This is a genomic window from Paracoccus sp. pheM1 (genome assembly GCF_018499825.1).
GTDB lineage: Bacteria > Pseudomonadota > Alphaproteobacteria > Rhodobacterales > Rhodobacteraceae > Paracoccus > Paracoccus versutus.
The window spans coordinates 938,623-957,984 of sequence record NZ_JAGXCX010000002.1 but is presented as its reverse complement, the minus strand read 5'-3'; the positions used below and the strand labels follow the sequence as shown (position 1 = coordinate 957,984).

The 19,362-nt window shown below is 65.1% G+C and carries 19 protein-coding genes, 1 pseudogene and 1 other annotated feature; of the genes and pseudogenes, 12 read left to right on the top strand and 8 right to left on the bottom strand.

What is annotated here, in order from left to right; genetic code table 11:
* Positions 1-68: 68 nt before the first annotated feature.
* Positions 69-1,757, bottom strand: a complete 1,689-nt coding sequence (locus KF941_RS18830; RefSeq protein WP_214274208.1) for a M28 family peptidase — start codon at positions 1,755-1,757, stop codon at positions 69-71.
* Between the two features lie 154 nt (positions 1,758-1,911).
* Between KF941_RS18830 and KF941_RS18825 the strand changes: the two genes are divergently transcribed.
* The 7 genes from KF941_RS18825 (at position 1,912) to KF941_RS18795 (ending at position 9,080) form a co-directional block, all read left to right on the top strand.
* Positions 1,912-3,495: an ABC transporter substrate-binding protein gene (locus KF941_RS18825; RefSeq protein WP_214274207.1), complete on the top strand. Its 1,584-nt coding sequence runs from the start codon at positions 1,912-1,914 to the stop codon at positions 3,493-3,495.
* Positions 3,496-3,563: 68 nt separating this feature from the next.
* A complete protein-coding gene (locus KF941_RS18820) occupies positions 3,564-4,541 on the top strand; it encodes an ABC transporter permease (RefSeq protein ID WP_214274206.1) in 978 nt (325 codons plus the stop codon).
* A 24-nt stretch (positions 4,542-4,565) separates the two neighbouring features.
* On the top strand, positions 4,566-5,444 hold the full coding sequence (locus KF941_RS18815; protein ID WP_214274205.1) for an ABC transporter permease: 879 nt from the start codon (positions 4,566-4,568) through the stop codon (positions 5,442-5,444).
* Positions 5,445-5,447: 3 nt separating this feature from the next.
* The gene (locus KF941_RS18810) at positions 5,448-6,443 is read left to right on the top strand and encodes an ABC transporter ATP-binding protein (protein ID WP_214274204.1); all 996 of its coding nucleotides are present in this window, start codon (positions 5,448-5,450) and stop codon (positions 6,441-6,443) included.
* Positions 6,430-7,437, top strand: coding sequence for an ABC transporter ATP-binding protein (locus KF941_RS18805; RefSeq protein WP_214274203.1), 1,008 nt, complete (start codon positions 6,430-6,432; stop codon positions 7,435-7,437). The genes KF941_RS18810 and KF941_RS18805 overlap by 14 nt, the downstream gene beginning before the upstream one ends.
* Positions 7,434-8,288 carry an N-formylglutamate amidohydrolase gene (locus KF941_RS18800; RefSeq protein WP_214274202.1) on the top strand — a complete coding sequence of 285 codons (855 nt, stop codon included), beginning with the start codon at positions 7,434-7,436 and terminating at the stop codon, positions 8,286-8,288. The genes KF941_RS18805 and KF941_RS18800 overlap by 4 nt, the downstream gene beginning before the upstream one ends.
* Before the next feature lie 18 nt (positions 8,289-8,306).
* Positions 8,307-9,080 (top strand): IclR family transcriptional regulator, encoded by a 774-nt coding sequence (locus KF941_RS18795; protein ID WP_214274201.1) that lies wholly within the window; start codon positions 8,307-8,309, stop codon positions 9,078-9,080.
* A 594-nt stretch (positions 9,081-9,674) separates the two neighbouring features.
* Here the strand turns inward: KF941_RS18795 and KF941_RS18790 are convergent.
* Positions 9,675-11,003, bottom strand: a complete 1,329-nt coding sequence (locus KF941_RS18790; protein WP_214274200.1) for a DNA cytosine methyltransferase — start codon at positions 11,001-11,003, stop codon at positions 9,675-9,677.
* 136 nt (positions 11,004-11,139) lie between these two features.
* On the opposite strand from KF941_RS18790, the gene KF941_RS18785 reads away from it, so the two are divergent.
* A complete protein-coding gene (locus KF941_RS18785; protein ID WP_214274199.1) occupies positions 11,140-12,084 on the top strand; it encodes a hypothetical protein in 945 nt (314 codons plus the stop codon).
* Here the strand turns inward: KF941_RS18785 and KF941_RS18780 are convergent.
* From KF941_RS18780 to KF941_RS18770, 4 genes are all read right to left on the bottom strand, one after another.
* Positions 12,038-12,484 (bottom strand): very short patch repair endonuclease, encoded by a 447-nt coding sequence (locus KF941_RS18780; RefSeq protein WP_214274198.1) that lies wholly within the window; start codon positions 12,482-12,484, stop codon positions 12,038-12,040. The genes KF941_RS18785 and KF941_RS18780 overlap by 47 nt on opposite strands.
* Before the next feature lie 463 nt (positions 12,485-12,947).
* On the bottom strand, positions 12,948-13,157 hold the full coding sequence (locus KF941_RS28125; protein WP_240540490.1) for a hypothetical protein: 210 nt from the start codon (positions 13,155-13,157) through the stop codon (positions 12,948-12,950).
* Positions 13,151-14,554, bottom strand: a complete 1,404-nt coding sequence (locus KF941_RS18775; protein ID WP_240540489.1) for a recombinase family protein — start codon at positions 14,552-14,554, stop codon at positions 13,151-13,153. Before KF941_RS18775 ends, KF941_RS28125 begins: the two co-directional genes overlap by 7 nt.
* 27 nt (positions 14,555-14,581) lie before the next feature.
* Positions 14,582-14,788 (bottom strand): hypothetical protein, encoded by a 207-nt coding sequence (locus KF941_RS18770; protein WP_214274197.1) that lies wholly within the window; start codon positions 14,786-14,788, stop codon positions 14,582-14,584.
* A 206-nt stretch (positions 14,789-14,994) separates the two neighbouring features.
* Here KF941_RS18770 and KF941_RS18765 point away from each other — a divergent pair, with 206 nt between their 5' ends.
* Entirely contained in the window at positions 14,995-15,396 is a 402-nt protein-coding gene (locus KF941_RS18765; RefSeq protein WP_214274196.1) for a hypothetical protein, read from the top strand.
* Between the two features lie 38 nt (positions 15,397-15,434).
* Here the strand turns inward: KF941_RS18765 and KF941_RS18760 are convergent, their stop codons facing one another.
* Entirely contained in the window at positions 15,435-16,544 is a 1,110-nt protein-coding gene (locus KF941_RS18760; protein WP_346429013.1) for an AAA family ATPase, read from the bottom strand.
* 36 nt (positions 16,545-16,580) lie between these two features.
* Between KF941_RS18760 and KF941_RS18755 the strand changes: the two genes are divergently transcribed.
* The 3 genes from KF941_RS18755 to KF941_RS18745 are packed head-to-tail and all read left to right on the top strand — an operon-like array spanning position 16,581 to position 18,195.
* Positions 16,581-16,835, top strand: coding sequence for a hypothetical protein (locus KF941_RS18755; RefSeq protein ID WP_072464430.1), 255 nt, complete (start codon positions 16,581-16,583; stop codon positions 16,833-16,835).
* 18 nt (positions 16,836-16,853) lie between these two features.
* Positions 16,854-17,774 carry a 3-keto-5-aminohexanoate cleavage protein gene (locus KF941_RS18750; RefSeq protein WP_214274195.1) on the top strand — a complete coding sequence of 307 codons (921 nt, stop codon included), beginning with the start codon at positions 16,854-16,856 and terminating at the stop codon, positions 17,772-17,774.
* A 4-nt stretch (positions 17,775-17,778) separates the two neighbouring features.
* Complete coding sequence (locus tag KF941_RS18745; protein ID WP_036752780.1) at positions 17,779-18,195, top strand: thioesterase family protein; 417 nt, start codon at positions 17,779-17,781, stop codon at positions 18,193-18,195.
* A 683-nt stretch (positions 18,196-18,878) separates the two neighbouring features.
* Here KF941_RS18745 and KF941_RS18740 read toward each other — a convergent pair.
* A pseudogene (locus tag KF941_RS18740) lies at positions 18,879-19,352 on the bottom strand (transposase); the annotation flags it as partial.
* Positions 18,957-19,073: a sequence feature (AL1L pseudoknot), on the bottom strand. Its footprint overlaps the pseudogene before it by 117 nt.
* Positions 19,353-19,362: the final 10 nt, after the last annotated feature.

Below are 19,362 nucleotides of genomic sequence, written 5' to 3'. Positions count from 1 at the left end.
TGCCACGCCGATCCTGCGGGGCAGGGCGGTGATGCGGCCCGCGTTCGGAACTATAAGCTGTAGCGGTTTCAGATGAACTCATCTCCCAAAACCGTACTTTTCAGACGGGCCGCCTTCGGAATCGATCTCAGGCGATGGACGGCGTCTTGTGTCGCCCGGAGAAGGCGGGTTCGACATGCGGGCGTGGCACCGGCATCCTGCTCTAGCAATCCATCGGCGAGGGGTAGCGGTCCGGCCGGCCGGGCGGGATCCTGGTCGTGAATGCCGCTTGCGGCATAACCCAGCCGCACGATCTCGCGCGACAGGGCCAGCAGCTCGCGATTCCATGCCGCGGCGTCGCGGTCGGACCGATAATATGCTTCGAGGCCGGTCTCGACGCTTGCCAGTGCTTTCATCAGGCCAAAATCTTGCCCCAGGGCCGAAGTCGCATTGCCCGCAAGGGCGGCAAGATGCGGCGAAAGCCGCGCCATGGTGCGGCGATAGTCCAGCGGCAGCCGTCCCCTGGCCGACAGGCGCAGGGCCAGAAGCGCGTAAAGGCGGATGTCGTTGGCCAGCACGGCACGGTCGGCGATCTCCATGGTGTCGTATTCGCTATGCCATGCCGGATCGCCGCCGCAGCCCCCGACCGCATACCAGCCACGGGCGTGGCGTTCCTGCTCGGGCACCATGGAGCTGGTCAGCATGCAGCCGGTGATGCCGAGATTGCAGAAGGAATAGTCGCCGGCCCGGCCGGGCGAGGTCAGCTCGGTCGGTTGCCCGAAAAGGTCCATGATCGCGCCGGCCACCAGCGGCTCCGCCTCGATCATGCCGCGGATCGAGGCATAAGAGGTCGCGCCGCGGCAGCCCGGACTGTCGCAGTTCACATGCGCGACGCAATGCTCGTGCAGCGCGCGGCCGAAATGGTCGGCATACCAGGTGCTGCCGGCATAGCGCCCGGCGGAATGCCCCGGCCACCAGGCGAAGCGGATGGTGCGGGTAAGATGCTGGCGGTTCCGGCTCAGCAGTCGCGCCACTTCGAGCAGCACGGCATTGCCGGTGGCATTGTCGCCGACGCCGACCTCCCAACTGTCGTAATGGCTGTGGAGCAGCACGAAATCCGCGCTCGGCCCACCTGTCGGATGCACGTCGACGGTCAGGACGGGCTGCTCGTGCCAGCCATGCAGCATCTCGGCCTCAAGCGTCACCGGCGCGCCAGCGGCACAGGCTGCCAGCAATGCCGGGCCCGCCGCATGCGGCACCGCAATGGAGGTGATGCGCGGCAGTTCCGCCATGGTGCGGTCGTCCGGGTTGCCCCAGATCAGCGAGTTCGTGCCCCAATGCGAGCGGTCTCCGGGGTTCACGACTATGACCCCCAGGGCACCGAGATCCTCCAGCAGCCGGGTGCGGGCAGGGTTCGACAGCCCGTCGGTCACGACGATACGGCCCCTGACCCTGGCCAGCACCGCTTCGGCTGGTTCGGTTCCGAAGTCGAACAGCACCGCCGGATCGCCGCTATGCAGGCGGCCCACGCCCTTGCGGGACGGCAGGCGCAGCGCCGGCCCGGTGACGGCGGCCTGGGGGGAAAGCGCTGAGGCCTTGGCGGGAATCACTTGCCCTGCGACCCGGACCTGGGCCGAGATCGGGATACCCAGATAGATCTCGGCCTGATGCGTGACGGGGTCGAGCCCGGCCTCCAGCAGCCGCGTGCGCAATTGCTCGGCGCCCTGCCGGACCTCGTCGGGCAAACAGCGGAACTGGCGCGAGAATGTCTCGATCAAGGATCAGCCAAGATCCGTGTCCGCTTGCTCCAGAACCGCAGTCTCAACAGGGGTCAGCATCCTCGTCCTCCTCGGGTGGCGACATTTCTGTTGCACGATCCGGCGATCTTTGCAATAAAATAAAACCAAGTTTTGATGAATAAAACTGGAGGAAATGATGATGCTGAAATCGACGCTGTGCTGCAGCGCGGCCGCGCTGGCCCTTCTTGCCGGCGGCGCCTGGGCCGAGGCTTTGGACATCGGCATCAAGGCCGAGATCTCTTCGGCCGACCCGCATGTGTTGTTCGGCCCGAACCGCAATATCGGCGGACAGGTCTATGAACCGCTGTTCGGCACCGACAACGCCCAGCAGCCGGTGCCGGGGCTGGTCGAGACATGGGAACTGGTCGAGCCGACCGTTTATCAGTTCCATCTGCGTCCGGGCGTCACCTTCCACGACGGTAAGCCACTGACCGCCGAAGACGTGAAATTCTCGATCGAGCGGGCGAAGACCCTGAAGGCGTCGCGCACCTTCGCCACCTATCTGAACGATGTGAAGGCGGTTGAGATCGTCGACGACCTGACCTTCCGCATCCACACCACCCAGCCCTCGGCCATCCTGATCAACAATCTCACGACCTTCGGCATCGTTTCCAGCGCGGCCGCGAAGGACGCGGCCGAGCAGGATTTCCTGTCGGGCAAGGCCGCCGTGGGCACCGGGCCCTATAAATGGGTCGAATGGGTGCCGGGCGACCACGTCACGCTGGAAGCGAACGACGCCTATTGGGGCGGCGCGCCGGAGTTCGACAAGCTGACCTATCGCTTCATCGCCAATGACAGCACGCGCGTGGCGGCGCTGCTGTCGGGCGACGTGGACGTCATCGACGAGGTGGCGCCGACGCTGGTCGCCCGGCTGAAGGGCGAGCCCAAGGTGCAGGTGTTTTCCGGCACCTCCTACATGCTGAACTATGTCGCGCTGAATCAGCATGCGGAAAAGAATCAGTATGTCACCGACCAGAGCGGGGCGCCGATTCCCAACCCGTTCCTCGATGTCCGGGTCCGACAGGCCGTGTCGCTGATGTTGAACCGCGAGTTGATCTCGGACCGGATCATGGACGGGCTCGCCACCCCCGCCGGCCAGTTCGTGCCCGAGGGCATGGTCGGGCATTTCCCCGAACTGACCGCGCCGGCCTACGATCCGCAGAAGGCGCGCGCGCTTCTGGTCGAGGCGGGCTATCCCGAAGGGTTCAACCTGACCATCCACTGCACCTCGGACCGCTATATGAACGACGCCAAGGTCTGCCAGGCGATGGGCCAGCTTCTGTCGGCGGGGGGCATCAAGACGCAGGTGCAGACGCTGCCCGGCTCGACCTTCTTCGGCCGCGCCAGCAATGGCGGCCCGAACGGCGAGCCGGAATTCGCCTTTTTCCTGGTCGGTTTCGGCGCCGCGAACGGCGTGGCCGATGCCGCGCTCTCCGCCTTGGTGATGACCTATGACGACGAAGCCGGCACCGGCGCCAACAACCGCGGCCGGTTCTCTGACCCCGAGGTGGACCGGCTGTCCAACGAGGCCGTGGTTGAAAACGACCCGACAAAGCGCGAGGAACTGCTGAAGGCAGCCGAGACCCAGGCGCTCGACGAGGTGGCGATCGTGCCGGTACATTTCCTGTCGGGTGTCTGGGCGGCGCGCGAGGGGTTGACGGTCACGCCGCGCACCGATGTCTTCACCCGCGCCTCCAACATCACCGCGACGCAGTAAGGCCGGTTTGCCGGGGCGCCTGATCGCGCCCGGCCTTCGGTTTTGCCCAGCCAGCGAGGACTTCGCCAGTGACCGAATACCTTATCCGACGCATCCTGACCGCCGCCATGATCATCCTGGCCATGATGGTCATCGTGTTCTTCGGCCTCAACCTGATCGGCGACCCGGTCTATCTGCTGGTCGATCCTTCGGCCAACCAGGCCCAGATCGAGGAGGCGCGGCGCCATCTCGGCCTCGACCAGCCGATCTGGACGCAGTTCCTGGTCTTTGTCTCCAATGCGCTGCACGGCGATTTCGGGCACAGCTTCGTCTTCAACCGCCCGGTCTTCGACGTGATCATCGAGCGGCTGCCCGCGACGCTGGAACTGGCGGCCGCGGCCTTCGTGATCGCGCTGAGCGTCGGGCTGCCCGCCGGGCTCTATGCCGGGCTGCGGCCGAAAAGCTACCTGTCGCGGCTGATCATGGGCGGCTCGATCTTCGGCTTCTCGCTGCCAAGCTTCTGGGTCGGCATCGTGTTCATCCTGGTCTTCTCGGTGACGCTGGGCTGGTTTCCGGCCACCGGGCGCGGCGACACGGTTTCGGTTTTCGGTATCCAGTGGAGCTTCCTGACCTGGGACGGGCTGAGCCACCTGTTCCTGCCGGCGCTGAACCTGTCGCTGACCAAAATGGCCATCATCACCCGGCTGACGCGCGCCGGCACCGTCGAGGTCGCCTCGCAGGACTATGTCAAGTTCGCCCGCGCCAAGGGCGTGCGCGGGCCGCGGCTCTATATCAAGCATATCGGCAAGAACGTGATGATCCCCGTGGTCACGGTCATCGGCATCGAGCTGGGCCACCTGATCGCCTATTCGGTCGTCACCGAGACCATCTTCGCCTGGCCCGGCATCGGGCGGCTGATCATCACCTCGATCCTCAGCCTCGACCGGCCTGTCGTCGTCGCCTACCTGATGATGGTCACGCTGCTTTTCGTCGTCATCAACCTCGTCGTGGACCTGCTCTACGTCGCGCTCGATCCGCGCATCCGCCTCGGCTCGGTGCAGGACTAAGGCCGGACACAGAAAGGCTGACCCATGTTTTCGCTTCAATTGCGCGATCGCGGCGCCCAGTTCGCCCGCAGCCCGGTGGCTGTCCTTGCGCTGATCGTGCTGATCCTGCTGCCGCTCGTCGCGCTTTTTGCGCCGCTCATCGCCCCGCAGGATCCTTATGACCTGTCGCAGGTGACCATCTTCAACGGCCGGCTGCCCCCCGGAACCGAGGCGTTCGACGGCTCGATGACCTATCTGTTGGGCACCGACGAGGCGGGTCGCGACCTGCTCAGCGCCATTATCTACGGGCTGCGCATCTCGATCGGCATCGGCCTGTCCAGCGCCCTGATCGGGGCGATGATCGGCGCAAGCTTCGGGCTGCTCGCGGCCTATCACGGCAAGCGCATCGATCAGGCCATCATGCGGATCGTCGATCTGCAGCTGTCCTTTCCGGCGATCCTGATCGCCCTGGTGCTGCTGGCGACTCTGGGATCGGGCATCGACAAGGTGCTGATCGCGCTGATCGCTGTGCAATGGGCCTATTACGCCCGCACGGTGCGGTCGGTGGCGCTTTCCGAAATGGCCAAGGACTATGTCGCCGCCGCCCGCTCGCAGGGGCTGGGCGCCACCCGGATCATGTTCCGCCATGTCCTGCCGAACTGCCTGCCGCCGCTGCTGGTCATCCTGACCATCCAAACCGCCCATGCCATAACGCTCGAGGCGACGCTGAGCTTCCTCGGCCTCGGCCTGCCGCCGACCGAGCCTTCGCTGGGCCTGCTGATCGCCAACGGCTTCGAGTTCATGCTGGGCTCGGAATACTGGATCTCGATCTATCCCGGGCTTGCGCTGCTGATCCTGCTGCTGGCGATCAACATTGTCGGCGACCGGCTGCGCGACATCTTCAACCCCAAGCTGGAGGCCTGATACATGACCCGAGAGCTTCTGGAAATCAGCGGGCTGAAGACGCATTTCTTCACGCGCGGCGGCGTGGCCCGCGCCGTCGATGGGCTCGACCTGCAAGTCGGCCGCGGCCAGATCGTGGCGCTGGTCGGTGAAAGCGGCTCGGGCAAGACCGTGGCCGGCTTCTCGATCCTGGGGCTGGTCAGCGCGCCGGGCCGGATCACCGAAGGCAGGATCCTTCTGAACGGCGAGGATCTGGTGGGAAAAAGCGATGCCGAGATGGCGCGGATCCGCGGCGACCGCATCGCGATGATCTTCCAGGACCCGATGATGACGCTGAACCCGGTGCTGCACATCGACGACCAGATGATCGAGACCATCCGCATCCACGACCGCAAGGTGTCGAAGGCCGAGGCCCGCCGCCGCGCGCTGGAGGCGCTGCGCGAGGTCGGCATCCCGGCGCCCGAGGCGCGGCTGCGCAACTATCCGCACGAGCTCTCCGGCGGCATGCGCCAGCGCGTGGCCATCGCCATCGCCCTGCTCAACAAGCCCGACCTGATCATCGCCGACGAACCGACCACAGCGCTGGACGTGACGATCCAGGCGCAGATTCTCTACCTGATCCGCAAGCTGTGCGAGGAGTACGGCACCGGCTTCATCTGGATCACCCGCGACCTGGGCGTGGCGGCCGAGATCGCCAACCGCATCGCGGTCATGTACGCCGGCCGTATCGTCGAGGAAGGGCCGACCGATGCCGTACTCGACCGCCCGCATCACCCCTATACCGAGGGGCTGATCCGCTCGTTGCCCGAGGGCCAGCCGCGCGGCGCGGCGCTGTTCCAGATCCCCGGCATGACCCCCTCGCTGCTGAATCTTCCCGAAGGCTGCCCGTTCCGCCCGCGTTGCCACCGCGCCACCGAAGCCTGCCGCGCGGTGCCGCCCGAGCGCGTCTCGGCCGAGACCCGCTTCCGCTGCTTCCACCCCGCGCATGCTGCCGAAGGAGCCCTCCATGAGCTTTCTTGAGATCAAGGGGCTGAAAAAGACCTTCTCGACCCGGCCCGACCTGATCGCCCGCGGCCTGGGCGCCCTGGCCCTGCGCAACTCGACCCCGCCTGCGGTCCATGCCGTGCGCGAATTCAGCGCCTCGCTCGAGCGCGGCGAGGTGCTGGGGCTGATCGGCGAATCCGGCTGCGGCAAGTCGACCGTGGCCCGGATGCTGGCGGGGATCACCCGGCCGACGGCGGGGCGGGTGCTGCTGGACGGTCATGACGTCATCGCCCGCGACACGCCCGAGGCGCGGGCGGCGGCGCTGGACATTCAGATGATATTCCAGGATGCCGCCGCCGCGATGAATCCGCGCTATCGCATCTTCGACATCATCACCGAGGCGCCGCTCTATCACGGCCGCATCAAGCCCGCGCAGGCGCGCGACAAGGTTGCCGAGGTACTGGAAGCGGTGTCGATGAGCCCGGATGCCGCCGACCGCTATCCGCACCAGTTCTCGGGCGGGCAGCGTCAGCGCATCGGCATCGCCCGGGCCCTGGCGATGCAGCCCAAGCTGCTGATCTGCGACGAAAGCGTCGCGGCGCTCGACGTCTCGATCCAGGCGCAGGTCATCAACCTGTTCATGGAGTTGCGGGAACAGTTCGGGCTGACCTATGTGTTCATCAGCCACGATCTGTCGGTGGTACGCCATCTGAGCGACCGCGTCGCCATCATGTATCTGGGCGAGATCGTCGAGTCGGCGCCGGCGGCCGAGCTGTTCGCCCATCCCGAGCACCCCTATACGCGGGCGCTGATGACGCAAAATCCGTCGCTGAAGAACCGCGCCCGCCGGCATGCGCCGCTGGCGGGCGAGGTTCCCTCGCCGCTCGACCCGCCGCAGGGTTGCTATTTCAACCCGCGCTGCCGGCAGGCCATGGAGGTCTGCCGCGCCCAGCACCCGGCGCTGGCGGCGCTGCGGGCCGGGCATGAGGCGGCCTGTTTCCTTCACTCGACTTCCCGGACCAATCCATGATTCACGATACAGACACGCTTACCCCGTTCACCATCAACTCGGCCGTCGGGGGGCGGCGCGTTCCCGTCATCCTCGATTCCCCGCATAGCTGGCGGGCCTATCCCGCCGACTTCGCGCCCATCGCGGCCGAGGCGGAGCTGCTGACTTCCTGGGACGCCTGGGTGGACGAGCTTTTCGGCGCGGCGCCGTCGCTGGGCGCGGCCATGCTGGTGGCGCGCTTTCCGCGCTTCTATCTGGATCTGAACCGGGCCCGCGACGACATCGACCCGGCGCTGGTGGCCGGCGATATGCCCTTCGAGGCGCGGCCGGGCAACAAGAGCGCCGTGGGGATGGGCCTGCTGCGCCGCCTGGCGCTGCCGGACGTTCCCGTCTATCCCGCGCCGCTGCCGGCGGCCGAGGTGCTGCGTCGCATCGAGACCTGCTACGACCCCTATTACACCGCGCTCGGCGGGCTGATGGACGACACCCATGCGGCATTCGGCCGGGTGGTGCATCTCGATTGCCATTCGATGAAAGCGCGCGGCAATGCGATGAACGACGACCCCGGCGCGCAACGGCCGGATATCGTCGTCTCGGACCGCGACGGCACGACCGCCGACCCGGAGCTGACCCGCCTGCTGGCCGGGCTGTTCGAGGCGCAGGGGCTGAAGACCACGATCAACTGGCCCTACAAGGGCGGGCAGTTGATCCGGCGCTTTTCCGATCCGGCACGGGGACGGCACGCCATCCAGATCGAGCTGAACCGCGGCCTCTACATGGACGAGGCGCGTTTCGAGAAGAAAGAACCGGGCTTTTCCAGCCTTCGTGGGCAGATTACTAACGTTTTGCGCGATTTCATCGCGGCCATCTGAGGAAAGGACCAGGGCGGGATGCGAGAAGAAGCGGCCGAGAGCAGACAGCGCTACGTGGTCGAGGCGGCGGATGCCTGCCTGCGCGTGCTGATGTTCGTCTCCGAGAATCCGCATCTGACCCTGACCGAAATCCAGAGTCGGCTGGGTCTGAACAAGTCGCGCACCCTGCGGTTGCTCGCGACCCTGGAGGCGCGCAACCTGGTGGTGCGCGACAAGACCGAGCGCTGGTCGCTGGGGGTCGAGGCGCTGCTCATCGGCAATGCGGCGGCGGCGCAGCTGAACATCGCTGCACTGATCCAGCCCTATCTGGACTCGCTGCGCGACCGGGCGCAGGAAACGGCGCAGTTCCGCCTGCTGTCGGGCCGGCAGACCTATTGCATCGCCAAGGCCGAGACCCACCACGCCGTCCGGGTCCATACCGTGATCGGCCGGCCGCGGCCGCTTTATATCGGTTCCTCCAAGGCCATCCTGGCCTTTGCGGATCGAGAGCTGTTCGACAGCGTCGTGGCTTCGGGGATGGAAAGTTTCACCGAGCAGACCCTGACGCCAGAGGAGTTGCGCAAGCAACTCGACGAGATCCGCGCCCGCGGCTATTCGATCAGCCGCGGCGAAGCGGTTCCGGGCGCCCTGGCACTCGGTGCCCCGATCTTCGACGCCGGCGGCTCGGTCGTCGGCTGTCTGTCGCTGCTCGGTCCCGAAGCGCGGCTTGGCGAGCGACTCGAAGAAGTCGCCCCGATGCTGGTCGAGACGGCTCGCGAAGTGTCCGATTTCATCGGATTTCAGCGGAGCTGACTATCCTTAGGATCAGATGGGGTATTCGGCTTGAATGGCGTGGGGGTCCGGCTTGAGAGGCTTGGGCTGAAAGCTGGTCCGTTGTCCTAGTTTGAGGGCTTGGCCAAGGCCGGCCTTCCGGCGATCTGCATCGAGACGCGCCACGCCAAGGCTTTTCCAACAGGCTGCTGAAAAAGGACTTTGAGAGGGCGACGCAGCGGAAATCGTTCTGGAGCCAGCTGATATCGGCCCGAAAATGGGGTGTTTTCGGCAAATTTGAGGCGGATTTCCCGGTTCCCCGCCCGCGCTGTCCTGTCGCAAGGACTTTTTCAGCAGCCCGCTAAAGGCGCAGGTGAACAAAACCGACCGCAATGACGCGCGCGGGATTGCCCATCGTCGGCCTTTACATAGCGCCGCCGAACCGGGCCATCGCGTTGTGCATGGACGGAAACGGGCGGGCGAGCGTTGCCGGTTCGGGCCGCCGTCCGCGAACGCAGATCCAGGCGCTGGAGCGCGAGCAGCCGGTGCTGCCGGGCATCCCTGAATGCAAAACCCATATGCGTATGCGATTGAACGCAATGGTCGCTATGCGCAAACGTTAGGCGACCAACAAGCTCACTCGGCTGCGATCGGCGACATGAGGCGCAACCTCTCGATCTCGGCTTGTTTGCGCTTCTTGGCGCCGCTCTTCCGGTCGCGCTTCGATGGAGGCTTCTGAATCCCGAAATGATTGGAGGCCGTGGTGAGGTCCATGCTGAGCAGACTCGGCGATCCGAGTTCGACGACCTCGTCCGGCTTCGTTTTCTCGAAGGATGCGGCGGTCACGATCGCACCGGCGACCGCCCGAGCCAGAGGCGGCGGGACGGCGTTCCCGATCTGGCGCGCTCCGTGCCATTTGGTCGCATTGAAGCGGAACCAGTCCGGAAACCCGTGCAGCCGAGCCATCTCGCGGACTGTCACGCAGCGGCGCGCGGAGTAATGGATCGGACGCGGGCTGGTGAAGGCGCCGCGTGCGCCGTCGGTCCCCGCCCGAAGGGTGTTGCTGAGGCCGTTCGGATGGAGCTTGAATAGGCGCGAGATGGGCTCCACCGTGCCGGGTTCGGTCGCTCCGAAGCGTCGCCGGGAGATCTCCGAATGGTCGGTGTAGGCACTGGAGGTCAGCGCCGTCGAATCGAACCCCCGGCGATATCCGCAGAACCATCCGGACTCGTCCACGCAGCGCATGATTTGGGCGTATTCCGACGGTTTTCCCCAAGACTTCGTTCTTACGCTGTCGCCCGATTTCAGCGACGCGAATTTGTCCGGGTTCGGGAGATCGCCCAATGCGTCCTTGCACGACGGACCGGAGGAAAGCTTGTCCGAAGGTTCGGCGTCGGCCGGGGTGCATGTGGCGGAGGGATAGACCGGCACGGGCAGGCCTTTTTTCGCGCCCATCAGGAACAGGCGCTCCCGGTGCTGAGGCACGCCGAAATCCGCGGCGTCGAGAACCCGCCACGGAAGGCGAATCTCGTACCCGGCCTCCTCGAACAACTGAACGAGCTCGTCGAGCATCGCCCGATGCTTGCCGACGGTGAGGCCTTTGACGTTCTCGAGGACGACGTAGGAAGCGTCGAGTTCGCGTGCGATCCGGACGAAGTCCTTCAGCAGGGAGTTGCGTGGATCGTCCAACTGCCGTTTGCCGATCAGCGAGAAGCCTTGGCAGGGGGGGCCGCCGAACACCAGGTCGACCCTGCGCTCGCCGAGCTTCGCCGCCTTGCGGATCTCCTCTCCGGACACGTCGGAAACGGAGCCGCAGATGACGGCGCAGTCGGGGAAGTTGAATTCGTGCGTCGCCGCGTGGACGGGGTCGATCTCGACGGCGGCGACGACATCGAAGCCGGCCTGCTCGAAGCCCAGGCTCATCCCGCCGGCCCCCGCAAACAGATCCACTGCCACCGGTCGCATCCGTTACTCCCTCGTCGTGAATCACCCCTTTAGCGCGAGGCTAAAGGACTTGCGACCCGAAGTCGATCGGAAAATGCGGTCTTGGCGAAAGAATGCCGCAACGATAGCCTCGCGGCGAGAAGACGAGAGGGACGACGTGTCGAGCAAGAAGCGCGGAAAATCCGAGAAAACCGCCGTGATCAGCCATCTCGGCGAAAAGTACCTGCAAGGCAAGTTCCCGGACGGCATCGTCACCGGCACCGAGATCACCCGAGCCATGGCCGATCTGGGCTCGAAGTTGAGCCGGAACAACCCGGCGAACTTCCTGAAAGACCTGCTCCGCCACAACCCGGAAGGAAACTGGCCCGAGGAGTTGCTGGAAAAGCGCATATACGGGCGCCAGGTTTACGGACAGGGCAGGGTCCTTCAGTTCTTCGAGGCTCCGGAGGGCGTCGATCCGTTCGCGGAGGACGCCGATCTTCCGGACGAGATACCGGTCGAGAAAATTTCCTCGTTGCCGATGGACTCCCTGGCGCGAAGCCTGGGACGCACCGAGGAGACGTGGCTGACCCAGGTGGTCGTCAACCTGGGACTGATCGGGCAGCATCTGGCGGTCCATTCCCCCGATGCCGAGACCATCAAGGATCTGCGGTTTCTTCAGGTGGGGATGAAGACCCAGCCCGAGATCGACGCCGTGTTCGTCGCCGAGTACGCCTTGCCGGACGCGCCGGAGGTCGAGAACGTCTTCGTAACGGTGGAGCTGAAGCAGCGCCGCGAACGGGTTCTGCCCGATCAGATCCGCGAGCAGGTCAGGAAAGCTTTCGAGGAGACGGCGAAAATCCGGGACCGGGAGATATGCGCCGTCAAGCCCATGGCCGTGAACGTGATCCGAAAGGAGTTCGAGGGCGTCGAGGAGGACCTGATTCTCGTCAGGGAATACGGACCCGTCCGCAGGAATGATTTCGACGAGAAGTATGCGCGCCTGATCGGCGAGGAGGCCGTGTACGAGCTGCCTCTCTCCGTGGTCGCGTGCTCGGCTTATGCGGTCCGCCCGGCTATCGGAGCGTTGGGGGCCCGGAGGGCGGGCGGCAAGCGAGGTTGAGGAAGTCGGACAATTCCCGGTCGAGGTCCGGCCCCGGCCGCGTCTCGCATTCCCAAAGGATCAGGACATGCCACCCGTTGTCCTCCAGCGCGGCGATCGCCGCCTGATCCCGCGATCTGTTGCGTTCGAGTTTTTCGGCCCAGAACTCCGAGTTCGTCGACGGGATTCGACAGCGACGGCATCCGGGGTGCGAATGCCAGAAGCAGCCGTGGACGAATATCGCCGCCTTGCGGGGTCTCATCACGATGTCGGGGCGACCGGGCAGTTCCTTTGCGTGAAGACGGAAGCGGACGCCCATGGCATGCAGCGACCGGCGAACGATCATCTCCGGCTTCGTGTTCTTGCCGCGCACCTTCGACATGAGGGCGCTTCGCTTTTCGGGGGTCAGGAAGTCGGCCATGATCTCGATATGGTCTCTCTTTCCGGAAAAGTTAAGGCCCGTCTTCCGGGGTGGGCCGCGTCTTGCGGGGCTCACGAAGCGTATCGTGCTTCGACGGTCTGGCCGACCAAGTGTCGAGAGCGGCGCTCCTGGAGGCACGGAGGAGAGCGGACGGGTCGTTTTGCTGTGCGATCCCTCGGCGCATAATCGTACCAGACTGGCGGCCGGGTTTGCGAAACGAAGCCGATAAGCTAATATGATGTTTGAGAACCGTATGGAGAGACGTTCGAACTACGCCGCAGCACGAAAAAGGCCGCCACGGCTACGTGACGTAAGCGAGGTTTTTGCGGGATGTCTGGTTGAAGTAAACCGCAAGTATTGACGGATGCCTACACCTGCAACCATCTTTACTTGCTCCGGGCGCAAGTAAAGATCATAGCTTGCCCCCGCAACCAGAAATCCTACACTTTCTCCAACCTCCTGTTCACAGGAGGTTTTTTGCTGTCCGGCCAACTGGTCCACATTCAGGCTCAGCGAAAGAATCCCCCGCCAGATCGCCGTGAAGCGTCAGTTCGAGCCTGTTACGCTTGCCGGCCGTCGGCACGGGGGTAGCCACGATCTTCTCGATCAGGCCCCGGATCGCCTCGCGGACCTCGCTCTCCCGGTCCGGTTCCGTCAGCCCGGCGATCAGCACCTGGATCCGGTCGTGATAGGTCTCGGCGATGCGCGGATGCAGGCGGGTCGTCGTCGTGGGGCCGCGGCCAGCTCCGCCTCGAGTTGCTTCTGTCTTGCCTCGAGCTGCTCCATCTTTGCCTTGATCCGTTCGGGCGGCAGGCCGGAGAGCAGCGCGTTCACCAGCGCATCCTGTTCCTTGATGAGTTTTGTCAGTTCCTTCTGCTTGACGGCCCGGTCATCGACATGGCTGGCGGCCAGACGATTGCGCTCGGCGATGTATTCGGCGGCGAAGACCTTCACCAATTCGGGATTCATCAGCTGCTGGGAGAGGATCGCCAGGATACGGCCCTCCAGATCCTGGCGGGTGATGCCGGTGCGGTTGGTGCAGACCGAGGTCCCCTTGTTGCGCGAGTTCGAGCAGCCGAAGCGGTCCTTGCCGATGGTCGAGAAGCCGCCGCCACAGCAGCCGCATTTGACCAGGCCGGTGAGCAGGAAGCGCGGCTTGCGCCGTTCCCAGGCTTCCCTGTCGGTCTGTTCGATCTTGCGGCCCTCCTGGCGGGTCTTCACCCTGTCCCAGAGGGCCTGGTTGATGATGCGGAGTTCCGGCACCTCGGTGACGATCCATTCGGATTCCGGGTTCGGACGGGCCTGGCGCTTGCCGGTGACGGGGTCCTTCACGAAGGACTGCCGGTTCCAGACCAGGCGGTCGACATAGAGCTCGTTGTTGAGCACGCCGGTGCCGCGTTTCGGGTTGCCGTGAATGGTGGATTTGTCCCACTTGCCCGCGCGCGGGCCGGGAATGCCCTCGCGGTTCAACTGGTCGGCGATGCGGTTCGGAGACAGGCCATCGGCATAGGCGGTGAAGATGCGGCGCACGATGGCGGCCTCGTCCTCATTGATCTGGCGGTCGCCGCGCCTGACCTCGCCGTCCTCGCCCATATGGCGCAGCACCGTATAGCCATAGGCATTGCCGCCGCCGGACTTGCCGGCCTCGACGCGGCCGCGCAGGCCTCGGCGGGTCTTGGCGGCGAGGTCCTTCAGGAACAGCGCGTTCATCGTGCCCTTGAGGCCGATATGCATCTCGTCGATGCGGCCCTCGGCCAGGGTCTCGATGGCGGTGCCGGCGAAGGTCAGGTTCTGGTAAAGCGCCGCGATATCGGCCTGGTTGCGGCTGAGCCGGTCGAGCGCCTCCGAGATCACGACGTCGAAGCGCCGCTCGCGGGCATCCTGCTGCAGGCGCTGGATGCCGGGACGCATCAGCGAGGCGCCGGAGGTGGCGGCGTCCTCATAGCTGCCCACGATCTGCCAGCCTTCGCGGCTGGCGCGTTCGCGGCAGAGCCGGAACTGGTCCTCGATCGACGAGGCCGATTGCAGGTCGGAGGAGTAGCGGGCGTAGATGACGGCGCGCAGGGTCATGGGCGGATCTCCGTGTGGAGGGGCAGGTCAATCGTCAGGCGCGCCGCGTTCGGCGGCGCGATCGGCGCGGGCGGCATCGCGGGCGAGCGCCCGGATGAGGGCGAGCAATTGGTCGTGATGCGGCGCGGGCTGCCGATTCCCGGCAAGACTTCTGTCGACCTGAGATGCCACGGGGGCGGCGGCCGCTTTTGCGGTGCCGTCCTTCCTGGCAATATCTCTCCGGTCTCGCACCATGGGCCGAGTTTCTCCCTGCGCCTGAGGGCAAGGCCCGTCGGCGTTCGATGATGATGATCCTGTGCGGGGATGAGCCCGCTGCTGTTTGGATGATCATAGGGCATGGGGACGGCTCTCTCAGGGCAAAACACGGCTCTCGGGTCTCATGAATGTGGATAACCACCTGAAAGTACGGAAATCTCACTCCCAAGAGGGGCGGGCCGGAGATGACTGTCGTTCTTGGATGTGCGCGGTGGCCGCATCCTGATCGCCGGACGAGGCGACAGCCGGGCGCAACGGAACATCGGGCGCGAATTATCCGGATTTTAGGGCACGGGCGGGACAACGATACCCGCCAGCGCACCGTGCCAAAGGACAGCGCTTTCCAGGCGCCGCTGTCCTTCTCGGTCCTGTCGCGATCTTGCCGAAACGTCGGATGTATTCCGAGTGTTTTGATGTTTTGGCTCCTGATCTTTGCGTTCTTTGCTTTTTATTCCGTGGATGATGGAGTGGGCGGCGGGCAGGACCCGCCGCTGGGAGCACCGTTTTTGGTTTTTGGCTTTTTGATTGCGGCGGTGCCGCTTTCTTTTGTTTTGGTCTCTTTGTTTGTGGGGGAACTGGTTCGATGAGATGACGCGCGCCTCCGGCAGGTGTCATCCCTCCGTTGCTATTGCGGTTGCTGTGCTGATCGCGCGTCACGGTCTTCGTCTGGCGCGGCATTGCACAGGCGCGCGAGCCAGTCCTCCGCCTCGGCACGGTCCATGTCGCGCGATGCCATCAGGGCTTCGGCCATCTCTTCGAGCAGGGAACGATGGCCGCTGAGGATCTGGGTTGCGCGCTTCTCTGCGTTTTCCAGCTCTCGCTTGACGCGGAACAGGGTGTCCGGGTCCAGCATGAGCTGCGTTTCCGGATCGGCAGTCCAGACCGGACCCTGGGCGCCGAGGCCGAAGCGGGTCTGGATCGATGTGGCGATCATCGTCGCCTGGGCCAGATCGGAGTCCGGGCCGCCGCCGGCACCGGCAGAGACATCGCCGAGGACCAGGCGCTCGGCCGCGCGGCCGGCCAGCAATTGCACCAGACGATCCTGCATATCCGCCAGGACACCATGTTTGGCATCGGCGTCGAACACCGTGCCGCCCCCGCCGTCGCGGTTCAGGAAAACGCGGCGCACCGGCCCCAGGTCCAGTGCGGCGCAGGTGATGGCGTGGCCGCATTCATGCAGGGCGACGCGGTGGTCGATGGCGGGGTCGTGGTCGAGGACGAAGACCTGACGCAGATCGTCGAGGGTCATCGCCCGTTTTTGCCCCCGTGCCATCGCCCGCGTCTGCCGGATGACGGCATCGACATCGGCGGCGGAGCAACCGACGGCCCGCGCGGCGAGATCGCGCAGATCGGTCTCGCGCCAATCCGGCAGGCAATGCCGGAAGACGCTGAACAGACCCTCGGCATCCGGCAGCGGCAGGGAGACTTTCATGTCGAAGCGACCGGCCCTGAGAACCGCCGGATCGATCAAGTCCGGGTGATTGCAGGTGCCGACCGAGGGGGCTTTGGTGCGCGCATCACGAAAAGTCCGACGCATCTCGCGCAGCATGTCGCCGAGATGGCCTGCGGCTTGCCATTCGCCGAAGGTGCCGGTCACGACGCTGAACCCTGCGCTGTTGCCCATCGCGCGGGCGATCCAACTCTTGCCGGTGCCGGGCGGCCCGTAAAGCAGCAGCGTCCGCGTCAGGTCCGGCCAGGCGACCTCGCCGGTCTTCCAGCCGCGCAGGTCGCGCACGATCTGCCGCGCCGCGCGCAGTGCCGGACTGTCGCCGTGGATATCCTCGAGCCAGGCGGCCTGCGCGCCTATTGCGAGCAGTTCACCCAAAGCTACACCGAATGGTGGGACGACCTGGGCAAGCCGCAGCTGACGCCGGAGACCATCGACAGGCTGGTCGAGGGCCTGGCCGAGGAAATCGACGGCCGCGACTACGCCACCTTGCGCCGGCAGCGCGACGACCAGCTGGTCGCGGTCCTCAAGGCGCTTGGCGAGACCCGCAAGACGCCTGCCGCCCCCGAACACGCCTAGAGACCGACAGGAGATCCCATGAAACGCAAAATCGTCCTGACCTGTGCCGTGACCGGCGACGGGCCGATCCACCCCCGCTTTCCGAACTATCCGGTCACGCCCGCCCAAATCGCGGATGCCTGCATCGAGGCCGCCGATGCGGGCGCCTCGGTGGTGCATATCCACGGCCGCGACCCGGAAACCGGCCTCGGCAACCGCTCGCCCGAGGTGTTCCGCGAGATCGTCCAGCGCGTCCGCGAAAGGAACGACCGCGTGGTCATCAACCTGACCACCGGCATGGGCGCCACCTTCGTGCCGGATCCCGCGGACGAGGCCGTGGCCCATCCGACCACCGATGTCGCGAGTGCCGTCGAGCGCGTCGGCCATGTGCTGGAGAACCGGCCCGAGCTTTGCACGCTGGACGTGACCACGATGAACCTGGAAGGCGGCATTGCCGGGGCGCCGGACTGCATCTTCATGAACACGCCCGGCACGCTGAACCGCATGGCGCAGCTGATCCGCGAAGGCGGCGTCAAGCCCGAGATCGAGGTCTTCAACCCCGGCGACATCCTGCTGGCGCGGCGGATGATCGAGCAGGGGCTGATCGACCCGGCGCCGCTGTTCCAGATCTGCCTGGGGGTCAAATGGTCGGCGCCCGCCGACGCCAAGACGCTGATCTACATGAAGGAACTGCTGCCCGAGGGCGCGTTGTGGAGCGCCTTCGGCATCTCGCGCTGGCAAATGGACATCGTGGCGCTGTCCACGATCCTGGGCGGCCATTGCCGGGTGGGGCTCGAGGACAACATCTACCTGGAACGCGGCGTCTTCGCCACCAACGGCCAGCTGGTCGAGCGCGCCAGCCGCATCATCGCCGATCTGGGCTGCGAGGTCGCCACCCCCGACGAGGCGCGCGGGATCTTGGGACTCGATGCGCTTGCCGAAAAACGCCTGGCGGGCTGAGGAGATGCGCTTTCCCGTTTCGCTCAATGCCGTGGTCGCGCATCGCTGGCATTGCGATCATTTCGGGCATCTGAACGCCCGCCATTACGCGGCCGCCTTCGACGACGCGACCTTCGTGTTTTGGAGCGGCCTTGGCTTCCGGCCTGACTCTGACAGTCCGATGCCGGTCACGTTGGAGGTGAAGATCAGTTTCCGCCAGGAAATTCCCGCCGGCAGCGTAGTCCGCATTGAGGCGCAGGTGAGCAAGGTTGGCAACAAATCTGTTGGCCTGACCTTTACTATGCGTGAAGCGGGCGGTGATGAACTGGCCATCTGTGAGGTGGTCGGGGTCTTTATACACCCAAAAAGCCGCCGGAGCTGTCCGATCCCTGCGGCCCTGCGGGCAGCTCTGTCGAAAGAGTCCCATTCACCGCCAGGTTGAGTAGCCCTTTGATCTGCATGGATACCCGGAGCATCTTCCTTCCAAGGCATTCGGAACCAAGGTCATGGGTAATCCCGAAGTGAGAAGACAGTCCAGCATGACGCTACGCCTGCTTATCCTGGCCTGTCTGACCAATGCGGTAATGGGGCTTCTCTATGTCTGGAGCCTGTTTCTCCTGCCGCTTGAGGCTGTGCTCGGGGCGCCGCGTTCAGCGCTTAGCCTGATTCCGGCGTTGGCACTCGTCACCTTTACTCTCGGCATGATGGTGCATGATCGGCTGCTCGCGGCATTGAGATTCCGAGCCTTTTCGCTGCTTGCCTTCGGCTTCGCAGGCGGCGGGCATCTTCTCTTTGCCTTCGACGGAGGCTACGCGGCGCTGCTGACTGGCTATGGTATGCTGTTCGGGCTGGGAGCGGGACTCGGCTATGGGCTGGCGCTCGCATTGGTGACCCGGCTACCCACCAGAGTTCGGAGCCTGGGTCTCGGGCTGGCGATGGCTGCCTTTGCGATCAGCGGGGTTGTTTTGTCGGGCCTCTTTGCCCAACCAATCCGTGAGACGGATCTGACCGCAGGCTTTCTGATCATCGGCCTCGCTATCCTTGCGGCAGGATCGGGGGTGACTGCCTTCCTGCCAACCCAGCCAGCGCGGCCAATGGCGGTGCAAGAGTGCGCGCGGCCGGCCGCAAAGCCTCGTCGCGGCGTGCGCGGTCCGACTGCAGCGCCGGGTCAGCCCGCTTCGCCAGATGATCGTAATAGGTGGACAGGGCGATCGGCAGCACGCTGCAGATCGGCTCGACCCGGTGCGTTTCCCGAAGCATATCAATGAACGACACCATCACTTCAATCGGCGGTCGAGCTCCGCCATGGCAAAATACGCGCTCGCCTTGCGCAGGATCTCGTTGGCTTGCCGCAGCTCGCGGTTCTCGCGCTCCAGGGCCGTCAGCTTCGCGGCCATCTCGGTCGGGATCCCTGTGCCTTCCGCTGTCCACCTCTGCCTTCTTGACCCAGTCGTTCAACGTCTGCGCCGAGCAGCCGATCTTCGCTGCAATCGACATGATCGCCTGCCAGCGCGATGGATGCTGGGCCTCGTTGTCGAGAACCAGTCGCACGGCACGTCCGCGCACTTCAGGGGAAAACTTGCTCGTCGTCTTGCTCATGATGCTCCAT